The sequence below is a fragment of the Hyphomonas sp. genome (genome assembly GCF_046313975.1).
In the GTDB taxonomy this organism is placed as follows: domain Bacteria; phylum Pseudomonadota; class Alphaproteobacteria; order Caulobacterales; family Hyphomonadaceae; genus Hyphomonas.
The window spans coordinates 16,852-32,307 of sequence record NZ_JBKBXB010000037.1 but is presented as its reverse complement, the minus strand read 5'-3'; the positions used below and the strand labels follow the sequence as shown (position 1 = coordinate 32,307).

Sequence of the window (15,456 nt, the reverse complement as noted above, 5' to 3'; positions counted from 1 at the left end):
TCCGCAGGCGGCTCATTCGGCACCGCGCTGCGGTCCACGAAGCTGACGACAATCTCGAAGCTCTCGACCGGCGCCGGCTCGACCACCACGCCAAACTGCCCCGCGGCGCCCGGCTCGAGCGAGCCCGGCGTCACGAAGGCATAGCGGGAGGCAACCACCTTGCCCTTCTCGTCGCGCAGGTCGACGCGCACGCCGGGTGTCTCCACCGTGGTGCGCGCAACATTGATGGCGCGGCCCGTAACGGTGACGACCGGGATCGTGTCATTGAAGGTGCGGGCGCGTTCGATATCCGCGAAATCGAGTCCGAACCGGTTAACCTCGAGGCCCGCCAGCCGGTAAGCAGCGGCCGATTGCGGCCAGACTTTCACAACATCATTGCGGAACATGAACGCGGCAAATGTGCCAGCTGCAAAAATTCCGCCGATCAGAACCCAGGAAAACACGGCTGCAAAGCGGCTGCGCTCGCGGCGCTGTTCGCGCAATTTCTCGCGGTAAACCTCGTGTGCAGGGGCTGCGGGCTTGTCTTCGGCCAGCGAAGAAGGCTGCACAAACCAGGAATGCCCGCAGGCCGCGCATTTCACAGTGCGGCCGCTTTCACCGATTGTTGAGTCATCGGCGAAATAATGGGTGCTGCAAGAAGGACAGGTGAGGATCATTCCGGCGTCTTTCCTGCTGTTCGCCCCGCTCGACCAACTCTGGACCCCGGACCTCGCTTTATATGACCCAGCTGCGCCCGGACATGTTCACCAGCGAAGAGGCGGTCCGCCTGGACCGGGTCTCCCTTCGTTACGATTCGTCCGAGGAGATACTTAGCGGGATTGATCTCGTCCTGAAACCCGGCAGCTTCAGCTTCCTGACAGGCGCCTCCGGGGCGGGCAAATCCAGCCTCCTGAAGCTCCTTTATCTCGCGCAGCCGCCTTCACGGGGCGAAGTCTGCCTGTTCGGGCGCCCCACCAGCCGCCTCAGCCGCGACCAGCTGTCGGCGCTCCGCCGCCGGGTCGGTGTGGTTTTTCAGGAATTCCGCCTGCTCGGCCACCTGACGGCCTATGAGAATGTCGCCCTGCCCCTCCGGGTAATGGGCCGGAAGGAAACGCAGTACCGCCGCGATGTCGAGGAACTGCTCACCTGGGTCGGCCTTGGCGAACGGCTGCACAAGCGCCCGGAAACGCTGTCCGGCGGCGAGCAGCAGCGCGTTGCCATCGCCCGCGCCGTTGTCACCCAGCCGGACCTTCTGATCGCCGACGAGCCAACCGGCAACGTTGACCCCGAAATGGGCTCGCGCCTGATGCGTCTCTTCCACGAGCTGAACAGGCGCCTCGGCACGACCGTCATCATTGCCACCCACGATGTCGGCCTGATCCGCCAGATCGAGGCGCCGGTCTATCATCTCGCCAATGGCCTGCTGGCCCAGCAGAGCGGCGAGGCCACGCCCACCGCCCGCCGGCGGACTGATCCGCTGAAGGCTGCCCCATGAAGGCCCGCGAAAGCTCTCTCCTGCCGCTGGAAGATGCCCGCGAGGCGGCGCTGTTCTTCGTTGTCGGCGCGCTGTGTTTCCTCGCCGCGCTGGCGGCGCTGTCGGCCAAATCCACCTATGGCGCGGCGCGCGCCTGGACGGCGGAAGTGGAGGGCGAGTTTACAGTCTCCCTCTCCGGCGCCGATGCCGATGCCGCCGCCAAAGCCGCCCGCCTGATCGCGGGCCTCGACGGCGTGGACTCGGCGCGCGTGTTCACCGATGCGGAGATCAACGCCCTCCTTGCTCCGAATTTCGGCCAGAGCGGCCTGCCGGCAGACCTTCCCGTGCCGCGCCTGATCGCGGTGACCGGCGAAGGCGACGCCGAAGCGCTCGGCACACGGATGAGCGAGGCACTGAAAGAGGCCGGCTACGACGCAGCTGTCGATTCCCACACGGAATGGGCCGGCGATGTGCGCCGCATGCTCGGCATTTCGCGGCTGATCGCGCTCTCCATCGTGGCGCTTCTCTCAGCTACCGCCATTGCGGTTATCGCCTTCGCGACCCATGCCGCCTTGCTGGCGCGGCGGGATATTGTCGATGTTCTGCACGTTGCCGGGGCGCGCGACAGGTTCATCGCCAGTCTGTTCGAGCGGCGGTTCTGGCTGCTCGGCCTGAGGGCCGGCACGGTTGGCGCTCTCGTCGCCCTAGCGACGGTGGCGATCCTGATCGCCCTTGGCCGCTCCGGCGCGGAACGTTCCGGCCTCCTGCCGCAGCTGTCGCTCGACTTCCCCGACCTTGCCGTCCTCGTCGTTACCCCCGTGATCGCGGGTCTTGCTGCCCGGATTGCTGCCGGAATCACGGTCATGCGGTCGCTGAAGTCCGTGATGTAGTGACGCCGCCGCGCTGACCCGCTAGAGGCACGCCGATGCAAATGCTCCGCTCCTACCTCTTCGTGGTCTGGCTGTACCTGTGGATGGCGATCTGCGGCATCCTCTACCTGCCGACCATGTTCATGCCCCGGGTGGTGACCCAGCGCGCCATCGGCCTCTATGCCCATATCATCCGCTTCGGCCTGAAGCTGATCTGCGGCATCGACACAGAGATCCGCGGGCGCGAGCATGTGCCGGAAGGCGCCTATATCTATGCGGGCAAGCATCACTGCATGCTGGACGTGTTCATCCCCTTCCTTGTCTGCCGCGACCCGGCGATCATCCTGAAGCGAGAGCTGCTGATGACGCCTTTCCTCGGCTGGTATGCCATGTCCGCAAGGATGATCCCCATCGACCGCGGCGGCACATCCAAGACGCTGAAGGCAATGGTCGATGCGGCCAAGGACCGCGCCGCGAAGGGCCGCCAGATCGTGATCTTCCCGGAAGGAACGCGCCGCCCGGTGGACGCGCCGCCGGAATACCAGGCGGCCGGCATCTCCGCCTTCAACAAGGCGCTGAACCTGCCGATCCTGCCGGTCGCCACCAATGCCGGCCTCTGCTGGCTGCCGAAAGGCGCGCGGCGCACGCCGGGAAAGATCGTCTACGAAATCCTGCCGCCCATCGAGGCCGGACTCGACCGTCGCACGCTGATGGCGCGTCTGGAGGCTGATCTCGAAACCGCCTCCAACCGGCTGATCGAAGAAGGCCGCGCTGTTCAGGCGGCCAGAGGCATCAAGTGACCGCGCCGACGAAGCGCGCGCTGAAAGCTGCCTGCGAGCGCCTCGCCACCACCGACAAGGCCCTTGCCCGCGCTTACGAAGCCATCGGCGTACCGGTCTGGCGATCCTCGCCGCCCGGCTATGGCATGCTCGCCCGGATGATCGCCTACCAGCAGATCACCACGAAAGCCGCCGCCACGATCTGGGGCCGGGTTGAAGACTTTCTCGGCGATGTGACCGCCGAAGCCGTGCTGGAAGCCGACCCCGAAGCCCTGCGCGCCTGCGGCCTGTCGCGCCCGAAGGTCAGCCACCTCACCTCCATCGCCGAGGCGATGGTTTCGGGCGAGCTGAACCTTGCCCGCGTTTGCGCAGCGGACCTTGATTCGGCCCGCCAGGAGCTGATTTCGGTCAGAGGCATCGGCCCGTGGACGGCGGAATTGTTCCTGCTCTACGCCATCGGCGCGATGGACGCCTTCCCGACGGCCGATGTTGGCCTGATGGAAGCGCATAAACAGCTCGGCCGCTATAAAACCCGCATGGAATCAAAAGCCTTCACCGCCCATGCCGAGCGCTGGCGGCCGCACCGAGGCGTCGCCGCCCACCTGCTCTGGGGCTGGCTGAATGCCGAGCGGGCCCGCGATTCCGCCCCGAAAGCCGGGTGAACCCCGCCCCTTGCGCTCGGGGCCGACTGTCATAATCTGATCAAGGGAATCGGTTAGACACCGCCCTGAAACGCAAAGGAGCCTGCGTCTTCTGTTGTAACGTTCTGCATCTCCCGCAGCAGCGCCGCCCGGAAACGGCCTCCGGAGGCTGGCATGGCTGAGATCATTACGGCTCCTCCGCATGGCAAGCCGGCGCTCGTGCTGAATGCGGATTTCCGGCCCCTCTCCTATTATCCGCTGTCGCTCTGGCCCTGGCAGGAAGTGATCAAGGCCGTCTTCCTCGACCGCGTCGATATCATCGCCGAGTACGACTATGTGGTGCGTTCGCCCAGCCGCGAGATGCGCCTGCCTTCGGTGATCGCGCTGCGCGATTTCGTGCGGCAGGATCGCCCGCCGGCCTTCACGCGCTTCAACGTGTTCCTGCGCGACGGCTTTGCCTGCGCCTATTGCGGCGCGCATGAGAACCTGACGTTCGATCACGTCGTGCCGCGCTCGAAAGGCGGGCGCACGACCTGGGAAAACATCGTCGCCGCCTGCAGCCCCTGCAACCTTGCCAAGGGCGGACGCCTGCTGCGCGACACCGGCATGCACCTGCGCCATCGCCCCTTCCGTCCGAACAATTTCCAGCTGCAGGATGTCGGCCGCAAGTTCCCGCCAAACCACCTGCACGAAACGTGGATGGATTATCTTTATTGGGATGTGGAGCTGGAAGGCTAAGTCCCTTCGCCGCTTGAAACTGACAGCATCATTCCTGTCATCCCGGCGAATGCCGGGACCCAGTGAATATTCTCGCAAATGGGATTCTGGGTCCCGGCATTCGCCGGGATGACAAGCTGAGAGCGCAGTTTGTCTGCCTACAGACTACGGACACCCGCCCCAATCAAACCGCCATGCCCTGAAATGCACCGGGTCGCCGTTGGAGTAGTTTAGCGCGTAGTGCGAATTGCCTTCCGTCAGGCACACGGTCAACGCTTTGGCTTCGGCACGCAGGCGCGCGGCGGTGTCGGTGATGGGTTCGTCTGCCTTGCGGTCTTCGAAGTTGAGGAGATAGACAACCGGATAGGCCGCCGGGTCGGATGGCAGGTCGAGCGGTGTTTGCGGCGGATGCAGATTCTGCGTGCCCAGCGTCAGCACATAGGATGGCTCCGCATAGCCGAGCGCCAGCACGCGCGCGGGCGTCTTGACATTGCAGATATCGTCCTCACCAGGAACACCGCAGACATCCTCCAGCGCGAGGCGCGCGGTTTCGGTCGGCTGTACCCAAACCTGCGAGGGCAGCATATAGATGCGGATATGCCAGCCGATCGCAACGCTCGACAGGATCGCGAGCAGGATTGCTGCCGCGATACGGCGGCGGGCAAATTCGATCATCGCGAAGCCTGCAAAAGCGAAGCCCGCGATCCAGAACCAGACCGGGAATTCGCGGTAAGGCGTCCATGCGGCCAGCACTTCGCCTTCCGACACGGTGCGGAAATCGCCTGCCGTATCGGCCATGAAATACTGCGTCACCTGCGGCCAGGACGCAGCCAGCAGGATGATGGCGCCGAGCGCGAAGAGGATAAGTCCCGCCGCATTCACTTTCGGCATCCGCGCGCCGTCCATGATCTGCACGGCGGCATAGCCGCAGAGCAGGCCGAGCGCCGGATAGGCAGGAAGAATATAGTGGCTAAGCAGCGTCGGCATCAGCTCGAAGAAGGTGTAGGTCAGCAGCGCCCAGGATAGCAGGAGACGCAGGCCCTTCTCTTCATCCGAAGGCTCGCGGGCTGAAAGCGCCTTGCCCCGCGAAAGATACCAGATCGCCGCGATGAACAGGAACGGCCAGGCGGGCAGCGGTTTCAGTGTACGGAGGGTTTCGAGCGCGCTGCCCTGCTCGAACGGAGGCACGAGCGCGAGCAGGTAGTTGAGCGCCAGCAGCACCGCGAAGATGGCCGCGCCGGCGATGGCATAGCGCCGCCCAGCCATCAGCCCGCCCACCGGCGCTGCCACTTGCCGCACGGAAGCGACAAGGCCCGCAAGGAACAGCAATGTCGCCGGGAAGAACCAGGCCGGGATATGGCTGAGATGGTAGAGGAACCATCCGGCATGGCCTTCGGAGGCGCCGGTGAACTTGTCCTTCAGGTCCTTGCCGACGGCGCCTTCAATATACTGCCCATCGGTCGCGGCTTGAATCCAGAGGAACCAGGGCAGCACCATCACCACGAACAGGGCCGGGCCTTGCCACTCTGTCAGCGGCCGCCACCAGTCCGCGCTCTTGCCTTCCGCCGCCCGGCTCCAGGCCCAGGCACCGAAGCCGGCAAAGGCGACGACCATCATTGTCACCGGCCCCTTGATCAGGAAGGAGGCCGACACGGTGAGCCATACAAGGAACGCCATCCGTCCCGGTTTGTCCGTACCGAGATAAAGCCGCCCGAGCGCGCCGATGCCGAGCGTTGTGAGGAAGACAAGCACACCGTCAGTCTTCGAGATATGCGCCTCGGAAGTGAGCAGCAGGTTTGCCCCGAAGAGGGCCGCGCCGATAAAGGCCGCGCGCCGCCCGATCAGCGGGATGCCCGCCCAGAAACAGGCGAGCGTACCAAAGGCTGCGCCCAGCCAGCTCGGCACCCGGTAGGTCCAGACCTGCTTGGCTTCCGGCCCGGTGAAGATGGCGGTCGAGGCGGCCTGCAGCCAGTGGATGCCGGCGGGCTTCTTGTTGCGCAGCTCGTCCTGGTACTGGAGAACGATGTAATTCTCTTCCTCCAGCATCTCCTTGGAGGCCTGCGCAAACCGGCTCTCGTCCCGGTCGAGTGCCGGCAACAGGAAGACGCCGGGCGCAGCCGCGCCGAAGGTCAGGACGAACAGCAGAACCCAGGCTTTCCAGCCGGTCGAGAGGCGGTCGAGAACGGTCATGGCCGCCTTTTAGCGGCGGATTGGGCGTCCGTCTCGCGGATTTGGCGGCGGCAAATGCCTGCCGGGTCTCGATTTTGCGGGCAAGGCCCGGTATGAGGCGCCCTTTGAAGCCTGAAGCCGGGACAAAACCAGTGACCGAAGCCCTCGAATTCTCTGTCGTGGTTCCCGTGCACAATGAGGCCGGCAATGTCGCCACGCTGATCGGCGAGATTGCCTCCGCCCTCGATGGGCGCGCCTTCGAGATGGTCTTCGTGGACGATGCCTCAACCGATGATACGCGCACGAGGCTGGTGGAGCTGAAAGCCGCCTATCCGATGCTGCGCGTTGTCGGCCACCGCAAGAATGCCGGCCAGAGCCGCGCCATCCGAACCGGCATTCTGGCAGCCCGCGGCCCGGTTGTCGGCACGCTTGACGGCGACGGCCAGAACGACCCGGCTGACCTGCCCGATCTCTATCGCCAGCTGACCCGCGCCGATGCCCCGCATCGCCTCAAGATGGTGATGGGCCGCCGCGCTAGCCGCAAGGATTCGGCCTGGAAGAAATTCGGCAGCCGGTTTGCCAACAATATCCGCCAGCGGATGCTGCGCGATGATTGCGACGATAGCGGCTGCGGCATCAAGGTGATGGATCGGGATGCGTTCCTGAAGCTGCCTTACTTCGATCACATGCACCGCTACATGCCCGCGCTGATGAAAGCCGACGGGCACGAGGTCGAGTTCCGGAACGTGAACCACCGCCCGCGCGGACAAGGCAAATCGAACTACACGAATTTCGGCCGCCTGCGCGATGCGCTGTCAGACCTTCGCGGCGTGATGTGGCTGATCCGCCGCCGGCGCAATCCGAATGGCTTCGACGAATACTAGAATAGTTTTCCGAGGCATTCCGAAATCGTGTCGGCCGTGTCGGCATGCGTGAAGAAGGAGCGGATCTTCCAGTCGCCGTCCATCACATAGATCAGGCTGGTATGATCCATCGTGTATTCGGACAGGCTTTCGGGTTGCTCGATGCGCGAATAATCCGCCTTGAACGCATCTGCCGCCGCGCGGATTTCCGCGTCTGTTCCAGTCAGTCCGACCAGTCCTTCCGGGAAAGCTTTCGAGGAAACATAGGTCGCGAGCGCTTCGGGCGTATCGCGTTCGGGATCGACGCTGATCAGCAGGGTTTGCGGGATGGTCTTGCCTTCCGGCAATTTCCGGTAAGCCGCCGCGAGCGTTGTCAGCGCCATCGGGCAGACATCCGGGCAATAGGTGAAGCCGAAATAGACCAGCGCCGGACGGCCCTGAAAATCGGCTTCCGTCACGCGCTTTCCGGTATGGTCGATCAGCGAGATCGGCCCGCCAATTTCGGGATAGGCGCGGCTCGTGCAGTCCGCCTGCGCGCCGCCGGAGCGCGCAGCGGGCTTTGCAGCGCCGGACGGCGGCGCTTCGGCAGGCGAACAGGCGGCTAGAGCCGCAGCGAGAGCGAGAGGCATGAGAAAACGCATGGGCAGCATAGTCCTCAAACAGCCGCTTGGCGCAAGGGACAGGCTGCCGCATAAGTCCGTGCATGGATGAAACACAGCGCGAATCGCGCCTCGGCTTCGAGGACGCCATCTTCACCCTCGCCCCGGAGGGTCTTGGCACCGCGCAATCTGCGCTCGGGCGCACGCGCCTGCGCACCTTCATCACCCTGCGCTGGCTGGCCGTGGGCGGACAATCCGCCGCGGTCCTGCTGGTCTATTTCGGGCTGGGCTTCGAATTACCGCTGGCGCTGTGCCTGGCGATCATTGCCGCCTCGGCCTGGCTCAACGTGTTCCTCTCCTTCGCCTTTCCCTCGCAGCGCCTGACGCGCAGCTGGGAAGCGGCGCTGCAGCTGGGCTTCGACACAGTGCAGCTTGCGCTTCTGATCGGTGTCACAGGCGGCCTTTCGAACCCGTTCCTGCTGCTCCTGCTCGCGCCCGTAACCGTTGCCGCGCTCAGCCTCAGCTTCCTCTGGGCGAGCGTGATTGCGGCGCTGGCGCTGATCCTGGCGGCGCTGATGCCGCTCGCCGCCCTGCCCCTGCCCTGGACCGAAGCGGGCGGCACGCACCTGCCGATCCTCTTCCAGTGGGGCCAGTTTGCCGCGCTCGCCGTCGGCACCGTGTTCTTCACTGTCTCTGCCGGCCGCGTCAGCCAGGACGAGGCCCGGCTGGTGCGCGCGCTCGATGCGGCCAGCGTCGTGATGGCGCGCGAGCAGAAGCTCTCGGCGCTCGGCGCCATGTCGGCAATGACCGCGCATGAGCTCGGTACGCCGCTCGCGACCATCCACCTGGTCGCCAAGGAACTGGTGCGCGACCTGTCGCCGGATGATCCGAATGCGGACGACCTGCGCCTGATAGCCGAGCAGGCCGACCGCTGCCGCGCCATTCTCTCCGCCATCCGCGAGGCGCGCGAGGCGAACGATATTGTCCATGCCCGCACGCCGCTGGATGCCCTCGTCGAGGAAGCGGCCGCGCCGATGAAGGGCCTCGGCGTTGTTGTCACCGTCCGCGCCGCGCCCGGCGAAGGCGGCGCACCGAGGCCGCCGGTGATCGAGCGCAGCCCGGAAATCCTGCACGCGCTGGGCGCCTTCATCGAGAACGCGGTCAGCTTTGCCGCGAGCCGGGTCGAGGCGACCGCCAACTGGACGGCGGACCAGGTGATCATCACCATTCTCGATGACGGCCCGGGCTTTTCCGCCGAAGTGCTGCCGAAACTCGGCGAGCCCTATATCTCTGACCGGTCCGAAGCCCGGCTCGGCGGCGGCGATATGGGCCTCGGCTTTTTCATCGCCAAGACGCTGATAGAGCGTACCGGCGGGCGCGTTGCCCCCAGAAACCGCACGCCGCCGGCCACTGGCGCTGTGGTTCAGGCGGTCTGGCCCTTGCAGGCCTTGCTTCCGCGTGATTTGGACTAGCCGGGCTTTTCGCCCTATAATCGCACCGAGATAACAAGAAACCTCTGGAGACTGCCCGAATGGACCGTCCGGCCCCTGTTAACCTTCATCCGAGCCTTGAGGGCCTCGAGGACAAGTCCTGTCTCGTGATGGATGATGACGGCCCCTTCGTGCAGCGCCTCGCCCGGGCGCTCGCGCAGCGCGGTTTTGTGGTTTCGGCGGTCTCGACCGTTTCCGAGGGCAAGGATATTGCCCGCCTCAATCCGCCCGCCTTCGCCGTGCTGGACCTGCGGCTGGAAGATGGCAGCGGCCTCGAAGTGGTCGAAGTGCTGCAGAAGGCGCGGCCGGATGCGCGCGCGGTGATCCTGACCGGCTATGGCGCGATTGCCACTGCTGTTGCCGCCGTGAAGGCCGGCGCGGTCGATTACCTGTCGAAGCCAGCGGATGTCGAGGACATCATCCGTGCCCTGACGGCCACGCAGGACGAACGCCCCGCCCCGCCGGAAAACCCGATGTCGGCGGACCGGGTGCGCTGGGAACATATCCAGCGCGTCTATGAGCTGTGCAATCACAACGTCTCGGAAACTGCCCGCCGGCTGAACATGCACCGCCGGACGCTTCAGCGCATCCTGGCGAAACGGGCGCCACGTTAAGATTTGTGCTCGGTGCTGTTGCTGAGCCTTGAGGCTCAGCGCACCTGCGCCTTCGCTTTCCTCGTGGGGCGCTATGCGGTGAGCACAGCATGTGTGACCGGACGCGGGGTTTCCGGCCGGTTTGTTTGGTCTGAGTTTTCGTAGCTCATCCTGAGCGAAGTCGAAGGATGAGCTACTTGGCGGCAGCGACTGGGGCGCTGGGGCCCGGCGTTCGCCGGGATGACAGGAATCTAGGATGTGTTGTGTGGGGCGAGGGCGCAGGCCCCCTCCGTCTCGCGCCAAAGGCGCGATCCACCTCCCCCGCTACGCGGTGGAGGATTGGGATGGGGCCGCGGCGCTTCGTGCGCGGCGAGCGTGAGAAAGTGTGTCGGCACACTGGTGCTCCACACCGGATCATCCCAGCGCGGTTTCTCGAGGACGTAGGGTCTCCAGGCTTTGGGATCGGGTTTCTTCTCGCCCATGAAGGCGGGGTAGACGTAGCCCCATCTTGTGGTGGCGAGCAGCAGGTTGTCGTAGCCGCATGTGTCATACCAGAGGAAGAAGCGGTTGAGGCTCCACCAGAGGACCCACCAGCATAAGGGGTGAACGTGCCGGAAGAGCGGCGCGAAGTTGGGATCACATCTGAGCTGGCGCATGGAGATCATGGGTGGGAGCATAACCCCGTGCGCGGGGGTGTAGCGTTGGGTTTCTGATCTTTCTGCTTCGGGCTTTGATCCGTATGGGGATTTTTTCCGTTTGGCCTGATTTGCTGATGCATAAGGGGGCGGTGCATTGCGCTTCGCTTAATGCACCCTACAGGATTGCGCAGGGATGACACCAAAGAGTGCGAGCGAGTTTTGTTTCCCTCGCCTTTCTCACTGCGCGGTTTGCCAGCCGTTACAGGCGATTCCAGCTTTTTACAGGTTTGTCTCAGGCTTCGATTTTTTCCACGGCGGCGAGGGCAGCGTGCAGGACTTCGAGGCCGGCGCCTTTCCTGACAGCGTTTTCGGAGAGGATGCGGCGCCATTGGCGGGCGCCGGGCTGGCCGGTGAAAAGGCCGAGCATGTGGCGGGTCATGGCGTGCAGGGAACTGCCCTCGGCGAGGCGGGCGGCGATGTAGGGTTCGTAGGCGCGCACGGCTTCGGCGGCGGCGATGGGGGCCCCTTCCCCGAACAGCGCGCTGTCGACCTCGCCGAGGAGGCCGGGGGTCTGGTAGGCGGCGCGGCCGAGCATGACGCCGTCGAAGGTGGCGAGGTGTTCCTTGCACTGATCGATTGTCGTGATGCCGCCATTGAGGACAATTGTCAGGCCGGGGCGAGCGGCTTTGAGGTCTGCGACGAGGCCGTAATCGAGCGGTGGGACTTCGCGGTTTTCCTTCGGGCTGAGACCCCGCAGCCAGGCTTTGCGGGCATGGATGGTGAAGACATTGCACCCGGCAGCGGCGACCTTGTCCACGAAGGTGAAGAGGGTTTCGCGCGCCGGCAGGTCGTCGATGGCGATGCGGTTCTTGACGGTGACGGGTATGGAGACTGCGGCGCGCATGGCGGCGACACAGACTGCGACCAGATCCGGCTCTGCCATCAGGCAGGCGCCGAACGCGCCCGACCGGACGCGCTCTGACGGGCAGCCGCAATTGAGGTTCACCTCGTCATAGCCGAAGCCTTCGGCGATGCGGGCGGCCTCGGCGAGTTTGGCGGGGTCTGAGCCGCCGAGCTGCAGGACGAGGGGATGTTCGGCCGGGCTGTAGCCGAGGAGGCGCTGGCGATCGCCGTTGAGGACCGCGTCGGCGGTGACCATCTCGGTCCACAGGAGGGCGCGTTTCGTCAGCACACGGTGGAACGCCCGGCAGTGCCGGTCGGTCCAGTCCATCATCGGGGCGACGGAGAAGCGGTAGTCGGGCTTAGTCATTCAGGCTCGGGCAGTGGCTCGCGGGCACTGATAGCCGAGGCAACCCGCGTGCGGAATGCCTGAATGACCGGTGGCTGCGCGTCAGGCGGCGGGGCGGGCTTTGGGGCGGGTGGCGAGCCAGTTAAGCGAAGCCTGCGCGGCGGCGGCAGCGCTGGCGGCGGCGGCATCGGCGATCAGGCCTTCGGGACCGACCCAGTCGCCGGCGATGAACAGGCCGGGCGCACCGGGCACGGATACGGGCGGGCGCGGGCGGTCCCAGCGCGGCAGGGCGTTGGAGACGGTGATGCCGCGCAGCGTCTGGCGTTTGACTTCCAGCGGGCGCCAGCCGGGCATGACGAGATCGGCGACCCATTCGAGTTCGGCGACCGCGTCTGCGGCGGGAGCTTCGCCGGCGGCGAGGTATTTCGCGAGGTGGACGACGGCGCCGCCTTCGGGGGCTAGTTTTGCGGCGCGTGAGTGGAGAGAGAAATAATACGGCCCGTCGATGCCGATGGCGAATTCTGGTGCGCGGGCGGGGAAGTGTTTCAGGGCGAGGTCGAGCGTGTTGGCGCGGATGGGGACTGCTGCGCGCGCTTCTGCGGCGAGGGCGGGAAGGCCGGGGACAAGCGCGGCGGCTTCGTTCGGGCCGAGGGCGAGGAGGAGGGCGGACGCGGTGTGCGTGCTGCCATCGTCGAGCGTGAGGCGCCAGCCGGCGCCATCGGGCGCGGCGGTGCGGACGGCGGCGCTGGTGCGGATGCCGGCGCCGGCGGCTTCGGCCGCGCGGGTGAGGCCGGAGACAAGCCTGCCCCAGCCGCCATCAAGATACATGGTGCCACCCAGGCCGAGGCGGATCTGGCCGAGAAGGGCGGCGGCGGAGGATTCGGCGGGCGCGTTGCCATAGCTGGTGAGGCGGGCGAGCGCTTCGAGCGCGGCGCGCAGGACGGGCGAAAGGTTCTGCGCATCGAGCCAGGCGGCATAGGAGCCTTCGGGGGCGGCGCCGGTCGTGATGGCTTTCAGGACGCGCGTGTAGGCGAGCTTGTCACGGAGGCTGAAAAGGCTGGTGGTGGCAAGGGCAGCGGCGGAGACTGGCAGCGTGTGCAGGCGGCCCTGCCAGATCGCCTTGCTTGCGGGCGACCCGGCGAGGCGGCCGGGAAAAGGGATGGCGAGGGCATCGAGCTCGCGCCGGAAGGCGCCGTTTGCGTAGAGGGCGTGCGGGCCCTGATTCAGGAGATAACCGCTTACCTCACGGGTGCGCGCGCGGCCGCCGGGGTGGCTGGCCGCCTCGAACAGGGTGACCCGGGCCCCTGCCCGCGCGAGGCGAACGGCAGCAATCAGGCCGGCAATACCGCCCCCGACGATGTGGACTGAACCTGGTGCCATGATAGATCCCCTCTTAATTCGGACAATTTGTATCCTATTTATTCCGGATGCTAGATATCCGCAATAGGGAAGTACAACGGAGAGGTCCGCATGAAGATGAGCGAAGGGGTCGAGTGGACGGCGCATGCCTGCGTGCTGCTGGCGGCGCTGCCCCAGGGCACCGGCCTGCCGGCGGCGGCGCTAGCGGAGTTCCATACGCTGGCGCCGGCCTATATGGCGAAGCACATGCAGGCGCTGGCGCGGGCGGGAGTGGTGGAATCGGTGCGCGGCGCTGGCGGCGGTTACCGGCTCGCGCGGCCAGCTGCGGAGATTTCGCTCTGGGATATCGTCGAGGCGATCGAGGGCAGCGCGCCTGCCTTCCGTTGTACGGAGATCCGGAAGGACGGGCCCTGCGCGGCCCCGGCGGGATCATTCCATCGCCCGTGTGAAATCCATTCGGCCTTCAGCCGGGCGGAAACGGCGTGGCGGGCGGAACTGAAGGCGGTGACCCTCAGCGATATCGCAGCGATGGTGGCCTCGAAGATGACGGCGCAGCGGCGGGCAGACATGGCCGCCTGGCTTGCCGGCAAACTCGGCTGAGGCAGATGATCGGCGCTAATGCCTGCGGGCGGCGGCGGCGAGTTGTTCCTCGGAATGGAAGACGTTCTTCAAGGCGAGGCGGGCAGCGTTGAGTTCGGCGCGGCGGCGGGCGAGTTCGGCCTTGCTTGCGTCGATATCCTTCAGGACTTTCGGAATGTGGCCGTTGCCGGCCGAGAGGCTGAGCGCTTCGAAACCGGCGGGCGGATCGTCCATAGCTTTCAGGCCGGCGGCCAAGCCCTCGATGGCGGCTTCGATACGGGCGACATCCTGCTGGAGGGCGAGGACTTCCTGTTCGACGCGCTGGCGCTTGAGGGCGACAATCTTCGGCAGGACATCCTTGTGCTTGGCCATCATGTGCCTCCTCAGGTCTGGGTTCGGGTACGGTCTACGAACTGGATCGCGGCGGCGACGGCGGCGAAATGTTCGGGGCGGATTTCCTCGTCGATCTCGACGAGATTGTAGAGCGAGCGGGTGGCGGGCGGATCGGAATAGATCGGAATATTGCTGGCCTGCGCGATCTCGCGGATCTTGGCGGCGATATTGTCGACACCCTTGGCAACGCAGACCGGCGCACGGTTGCTGGCGGGGTCCCATTTCAGGGCGACGGCATAGTGGGTCGGGTTGACCATCACGACGGTGGCGGTCTTGACGTTCTGCAACATCTGGCTGCGCGAGATTTTCGAGGCTTTCTCGCGGCGCTGCTGTTTCATCTGCGGGTCGCCTTCGGACTGTTTCATCTCCTTCTTCATCTCCTCGCGCGTCATACGCAGCTTGTTGAGATGGAGCTGGCGTTGCAGCGGCAGGTCGATGATGGCGAGGAAGGCCTGGAAGATGAGGAAATAGAAGATCAGGCGCAGGACCTGGTTGAAGGTGAACTCGTAGAAATGCCCGACCTCGACGGCGGAACTGGCGTAATAATCCTGGAAGAACTGGACGAGGAAGACGGCGCCGATGAGACCGGCGAAGATCATCTTGGCCGTGTCTTTCAGGAAATCAGTGAGCCCGCGGGCGCCATAGCGCTTCTTGAGATTCTCGGCGGGCAGGATGTGCTTGATGTCGAGCTGTATCTTCTTGAACGAGAACGAGAAGGCGCGCTGGATGACGAGAACGATGATGATCATCACCGCCATGACGAGGAAGATCGGCAGGAGGTGGAGCAGCACCATGCCGAGCCAGACCCAGGTGGCGCTGGCATCGTCGGTGAAGGCATCGCGCGCGAAGGCGTCGCCATTGTAGAGCATCGAGGAGAGATCCTCGAACAGGCTCTTGCCGACAAAGGAATTGAGGATGTAGGCGCCCGCAACGATACCGAGGATGAGCGCGAAGGCGTTTGCCTCCTTCGACTGCGGAACGTTGCCTTCCTCGCGCGCCTGACGCAGGCGCTGCTCGGTGGCCTCGAATTCCTTTTCGGCGCTGTCCTGGTTCTGCTCGGCCATG

17 protein-coding genes and 1 pseudogene are annotated in these 15,456 nt (G+C 65.3%); 9 read left to right on the top strand and 9 right to left on the bottom strand.

The genetic code is table 11. From position 1 onward, the window contains the following. Both ACK4TE_RS12555 and ACK4TE_RS12550 read right to left on the bottom strand, forming a co-directional pair. Window positions 1–548, bottom strand: a 548-nt coding sequence (locus ACK4TE_RS12555) for an FxLYD domain-containing protein (protein WP_409911867.1), incomplete at its 3' end; no start/stop codon positions are given. A 12-nt stretch (window positions 549–560) separates the two neighbouring features. Continuing rightward, a pseudogene (locus ACK4TE_RS12550) lies at window positions 561–656 on the bottom strand (MJ0042-type zinc finger domain-containing protein); the annotation flags it as partial. A gap of 62 nt (window positions 657–718) precedes the next feature. Here ACK4TE_RS12550 and ftsE point away from each other — a divergent pair. From ftsE to ACK4TE_RS12525, 5 genes are all read left to right on the top strand, one after another. Further along, complete coding sequence (gene ftsE, locus ACK4TE_RS12545; protein WP_409911866.1) at window positions 719–1,474, top strand: cell division ATP-binding protein FtsE; 756 nt, start codon at window positions 719–721, stop codon at window positions 1,472–1,474. Beyond that, on the top strand, window positions 1,471–2,343 hold the full coding sequence (locus ACK4TE_RS12540) for a cell division protein FtsX (protein WP_409911865.1): 873 nt from the start codon (window positions 1,471–1,473) through the stop codon (window positions 2,341–2,343). The genes ftsE and ACK4TE_RS12540 overlap by 4 nt, the downstream gene beginning before the upstream one ends. A gap of 35 nt (window positions 2,344–2,378) precedes the next feature. Further along, window positions 2,379–3,122: a lysophospholipid acyltransferase family protein gene (locus tag ACK4TE_RS12535; protein ID WP_409911864.1), complete on the top strand. Its 744-nt coding sequence runs from the start codon at window positions 2,379–2,381 to the stop codon at window positions 3,120–3,122. Beyond that, window positions 3,119–3,763 carry a DNA-3-methyladenine glycosylase family protein gene (locus ACK4TE_RS12530; RefSeq protein ID WP_409911863.1) on the top strand — a complete coding sequence of 215 codons (645 nt, stop codon included), beginning with the start codon at window positions 3,119–3,121 and terminating at the stop codon, window positions 3,761–3,763. Before ACK4TE_RS12535 ends, ACK4TE_RS12530 begins: the two co-directional genes overlap by 4 nt. Before the next feature lie 153 nt (window positions 3,764–3,916). Next, entirely contained in the window at window positions 3,917–4,480 is a 564-nt protein-coding gene (locus ACK4TE_RS12525) for an HNH endonuclease (protein WP_409911862.1), read from the top strand. Between the two features lie 144 nt (window positions 4,481–4,624). Here ACK4TE_RS12525 and ACK4TE_RS12520 read toward each other — a convergent pair whose 3' ends face one another. Then, entirely contained in the window at window positions 4,625–6,649 is a 2,025-nt protein-coding gene (locus ACK4TE_RS12520) for an ArnT family glycosyltransferase (RefSeq protein ID WP_409911861.1), read from the bottom strand. A 92-nt stretch (window positions 6,650–6,741) separates the two neighbouring features. Here ACK4TE_RS12520 and ACK4TE_RS12515 point away from each other — a divergent pair, with 92 nt between their 5' ends. Then, the gene (locus ACK4TE_RS12515; protein WP_409911860.1) at window positions 6,742–7,512 is read left to right on the top strand and encodes a glycosyltransferase family 2 protein; all 771 of its coding nucleotides are present in this window, start codon (window positions 6,742–6,744) and stop codon (window positions 7,510–7,512) included. Here the strand turns inward: ACK4TE_RS12515 and ACK4TE_RS12510 are convergent. Beyond that, entirely contained in the window at window positions 7,509–8,132 is a 624-nt protein-coding gene (locus ACK4TE_RS12510) for an SCO family protein (protein WP_409911859.1), read from the bottom strand. The genes ACK4TE_RS12515 and ACK4TE_RS12510 overlap by 4 nt on opposite strands. A 62-nt stretch (window positions 8,133–8,194) precedes the next feature. On the opposite strand from ACK4TE_RS12510, the gene ACK4TE_RS12505 reads away from it, so the two are divergent. Together ACK4TE_RS12505 and ACK4TE_RS12500 are read left to right on the top strand one after the other, a co-directional pair. Continuing rightward, window positions 8,195–9,562 carry an ActS/PrrB/RegB family redox-sensitive histidine kinase gene (locus ACK4TE_RS12505; RefSeq protein ID WP_409911858.1) on the top strand — a complete coding sequence of 456 codons (1,368 nt, stop codon included), beginning with the start codon at window positions 8,195–8,197 and terminating at the stop codon, window positions 9,560–9,562. A 59-nt stretch (window positions 9,563–9,621) separates the two neighbouring features. Beyond that, window positions 9,622–10,194: an ActR/PrrA/RegA family redox response regulator transcription factor gene (locus ACK4TE_RS12500; RefSeq protein WP_409911857.1), complete on the top strand. Its 573-nt coding sequence runs from the start codon at window positions 9,622–9,624 to the stop codon at window positions 10,192–10,194. Between the two features lie 230 nt (window positions 10,195–10,424). Here the strand turns inward: ACK4TE_RS12500 and ACK4TE_RS12495 are convergent, their stop codons facing one another. The 3 genes from ACK4TE_RS12495 to ACK4TE_RS12485 all read right to left on the bottom strand — a co-directional run bounded on the left by ACK4TE_RS12495 (window position 10,425) and on the right by ACK4TE_RS12485 (window position 13,440). After that, window positions 10,425–10,829, bottom strand: a complete 405-nt coding sequence (locus tag ACK4TE_RS12495) for a hypothetical protein (RefSeq protein ID WP_409911856.1) — start codon at window positions 10,827–10,829, stop codon at window positions 10,425–10,427. 274 nt (window positions 10,830–11,103) lie between these two features. Further along, window positions 11,104–12,081: a tRNA dihydrouridine(20/20a) synthase DusA gene (gene dusA / locus ACK4TE_RS12490; RefSeq protein WP_409911855.1), complete on the bottom strand. Its 978-nt coding sequence runs from the start codon at window positions 12,079–12,081 to the stop codon at window positions 11,104–11,106. A gap of 81 nt (window positions 12,082–12,162) precedes the next feature. After that, on the bottom strand, window positions 12,163–13,440 hold the full coding sequence (locus ACK4TE_RS12485; RefSeq protein ID WP_409911854.1) for a protoporphyrinogen/coproporphyrinogen oxidase: 1,278 nt from the start codon (window positions 13,438–13,440) through the stop codon (window positions 12,163–12,165). A gap of 90 nt (window positions 13,441–13,530) precedes the next feature. Between ACK4TE_RS12485 and ACK4TE_RS12480 the strand changes: the two genes are divergently transcribed. After that, window positions 13,531–14,019: an RrF2 family transcriptional regulator gene (locus tag ACK4TE_RS12480; protein WP_409911853.1), complete on the top strand. Its 489-nt coding sequence runs from the start codon at window positions 13,531–13,533 to the stop codon at window positions 14,017–14,019. Between the two features lie 15 nt (window positions 14,020–14,034). Here ACK4TE_RS12480 and ACK4TE_RS12475 read toward each other — a convergent pair whose 3' ends face one another. Both ACK4TE_RS12475 and ACK4TE_RS12470 read right to left on the bottom strand, forming a co-directional pair. After that, window positions 14,035–14,370 carry a hypothetical protein gene (locus tag ACK4TE_RS12475; RefSeq protein WP_409911852.1) on the bottom strand — a complete coding sequence of 112 codons (336 nt, stop codon included), beginning with the start codon at window positions 14,368–14,370 and terminating at the stop codon, window positions 14,035–14,037. A gap of 11 nt (window positions 14,371–14,381) precedes the next feature. Continuing rightward, window positions 14,382–15,455: a flagellar biosynthesis protein FlhB gene (locus ACK4TE_RS12470; RefSeq protein ID WP_409911851.1), complete on the bottom strand. Its 1,074-nt coding sequence runs from the start codon at window positions 15,453–15,455 to the stop codon at window positions 14,382–14,384. Window position 15,456: the final 1 nt, after the last annotated feature.

What these genes read in the sequence shown, in the direction of transcription:
- ftsE (WP_409911866.1), top strand. Translation starts at nt 719, where the DNA reads ATGACCCAGCTGCGCCCGGACATGTTCACCAGCGAAGAGGCGGTCCGC.
- ACK4TE_RS12540 (WP_409911865.1), top strand. Translation starts at nt 1,471, where the DNA reads ATGAAGGCCCGCGAAAGCTCTCTCCTGCCGCTGGAAGATGCCCGCGAG.
- ACK4TE_RS12535 (WP_409911864.1), top strand. Translation starts at nt 2,379, where the DNA reads ATGCAAATGCTCCGCTCCTACCTCTTCGTGGTCTGGCTGTACCTGTGG.
- ACK4TE_RS12525 (WP_409911862.1), top strand. Translation starts at nt 3,917, where the DNA reads ATGGCTGAGATCATTACGGCTCCTCCGCATGGCAAGCCGGCGCTCGTG.
- ACK4TE_RS12520 (WP_409911861.1), bottom strand. Translation starts at nt 6,649, where the DNA reads ATGACCGTTCTCGACCGCCTCTCGACCGGCTGGAAAGCCTGGGTTCTG.
- ACK4TE_RS12515 (WP_409911860.1), top strand. Translation starts at nt 6,742, where the DNA reads ATGAGGCGCCCTTTGAAGCCTGAAGCCGGGACAAAACCAGTGACCGAA.
- ACK4TE_RS12510 (WP_409911859.1), bottom strand. Translation starts at nt 8,132, where the DNA reads ATGCGTTTTCTCATGCCTCTCGCTCTCGCTGCGGCTCTAGCCGCCTGT.
- ACK4TE_RS12505 (WP_409911858.1), top strand. Translation starts at nt 8,195, where the DNA reads ATGGATGAAACACAGCGCGAATCGCGCCTCGGCTTCGAGGACGCCATC.
- ACK4TE_RS12500 (WP_409911857.1), top strand. Translation starts at nt 9,622, where the DNA reads ATGGACCGTCCGGCCCCTGTTAACCTTCATCCGAGCCTTGAGGGCCTC.
- ACK4TE_RS12495 (WP_409911856.1), bottom strand. Translation starts at nt 10,829, where the DNA reads ATGCGCCAGCTCAGATGTGATCCCAACTTCGCGCCGCTCTTCCGGCAC.
- dusA (WP_409911855.1), bottom strand. Translation starts at nt 12,081, where the DNA reads ATGACTAAGCCCGACTACCGCTTCTCCGTCGCCCCGATGATGGACTGG.
- ACK4TE_RS12485 (WP_409911854.1), bottom strand. Translation starts at nt 13,440, where the DNA reads ATGGCACCAGGTTCAGTCCACATCGTCGGGGGCGGTATTGCCGGCCTG.
- ACK4TE_RS12480 (WP_409911853.1), top strand. Translation starts at nt 13,531, where the DNA reads ATGAAGATGAGCGAAGGGGTCGAGTGGACGGCGCATGCCTGCGTGCTG.
- ACK4TE_RS12475 (WP_409911852.1), bottom strand. Translation starts at nt 14,370, where the DNA reads ATGGCCAAGCACAAGGATGTCCTGCCGAAGATTGTCGCCCTCAAGCGC.
- ACK4TE_RS12470 (WP_409911851.1), bottom strand. Translation starts at nt 15,455, where the DNA reads ATGGCCGAGCAGAACCAGGACAGCGCCGAAAAGGAATTCGAGGCCACC.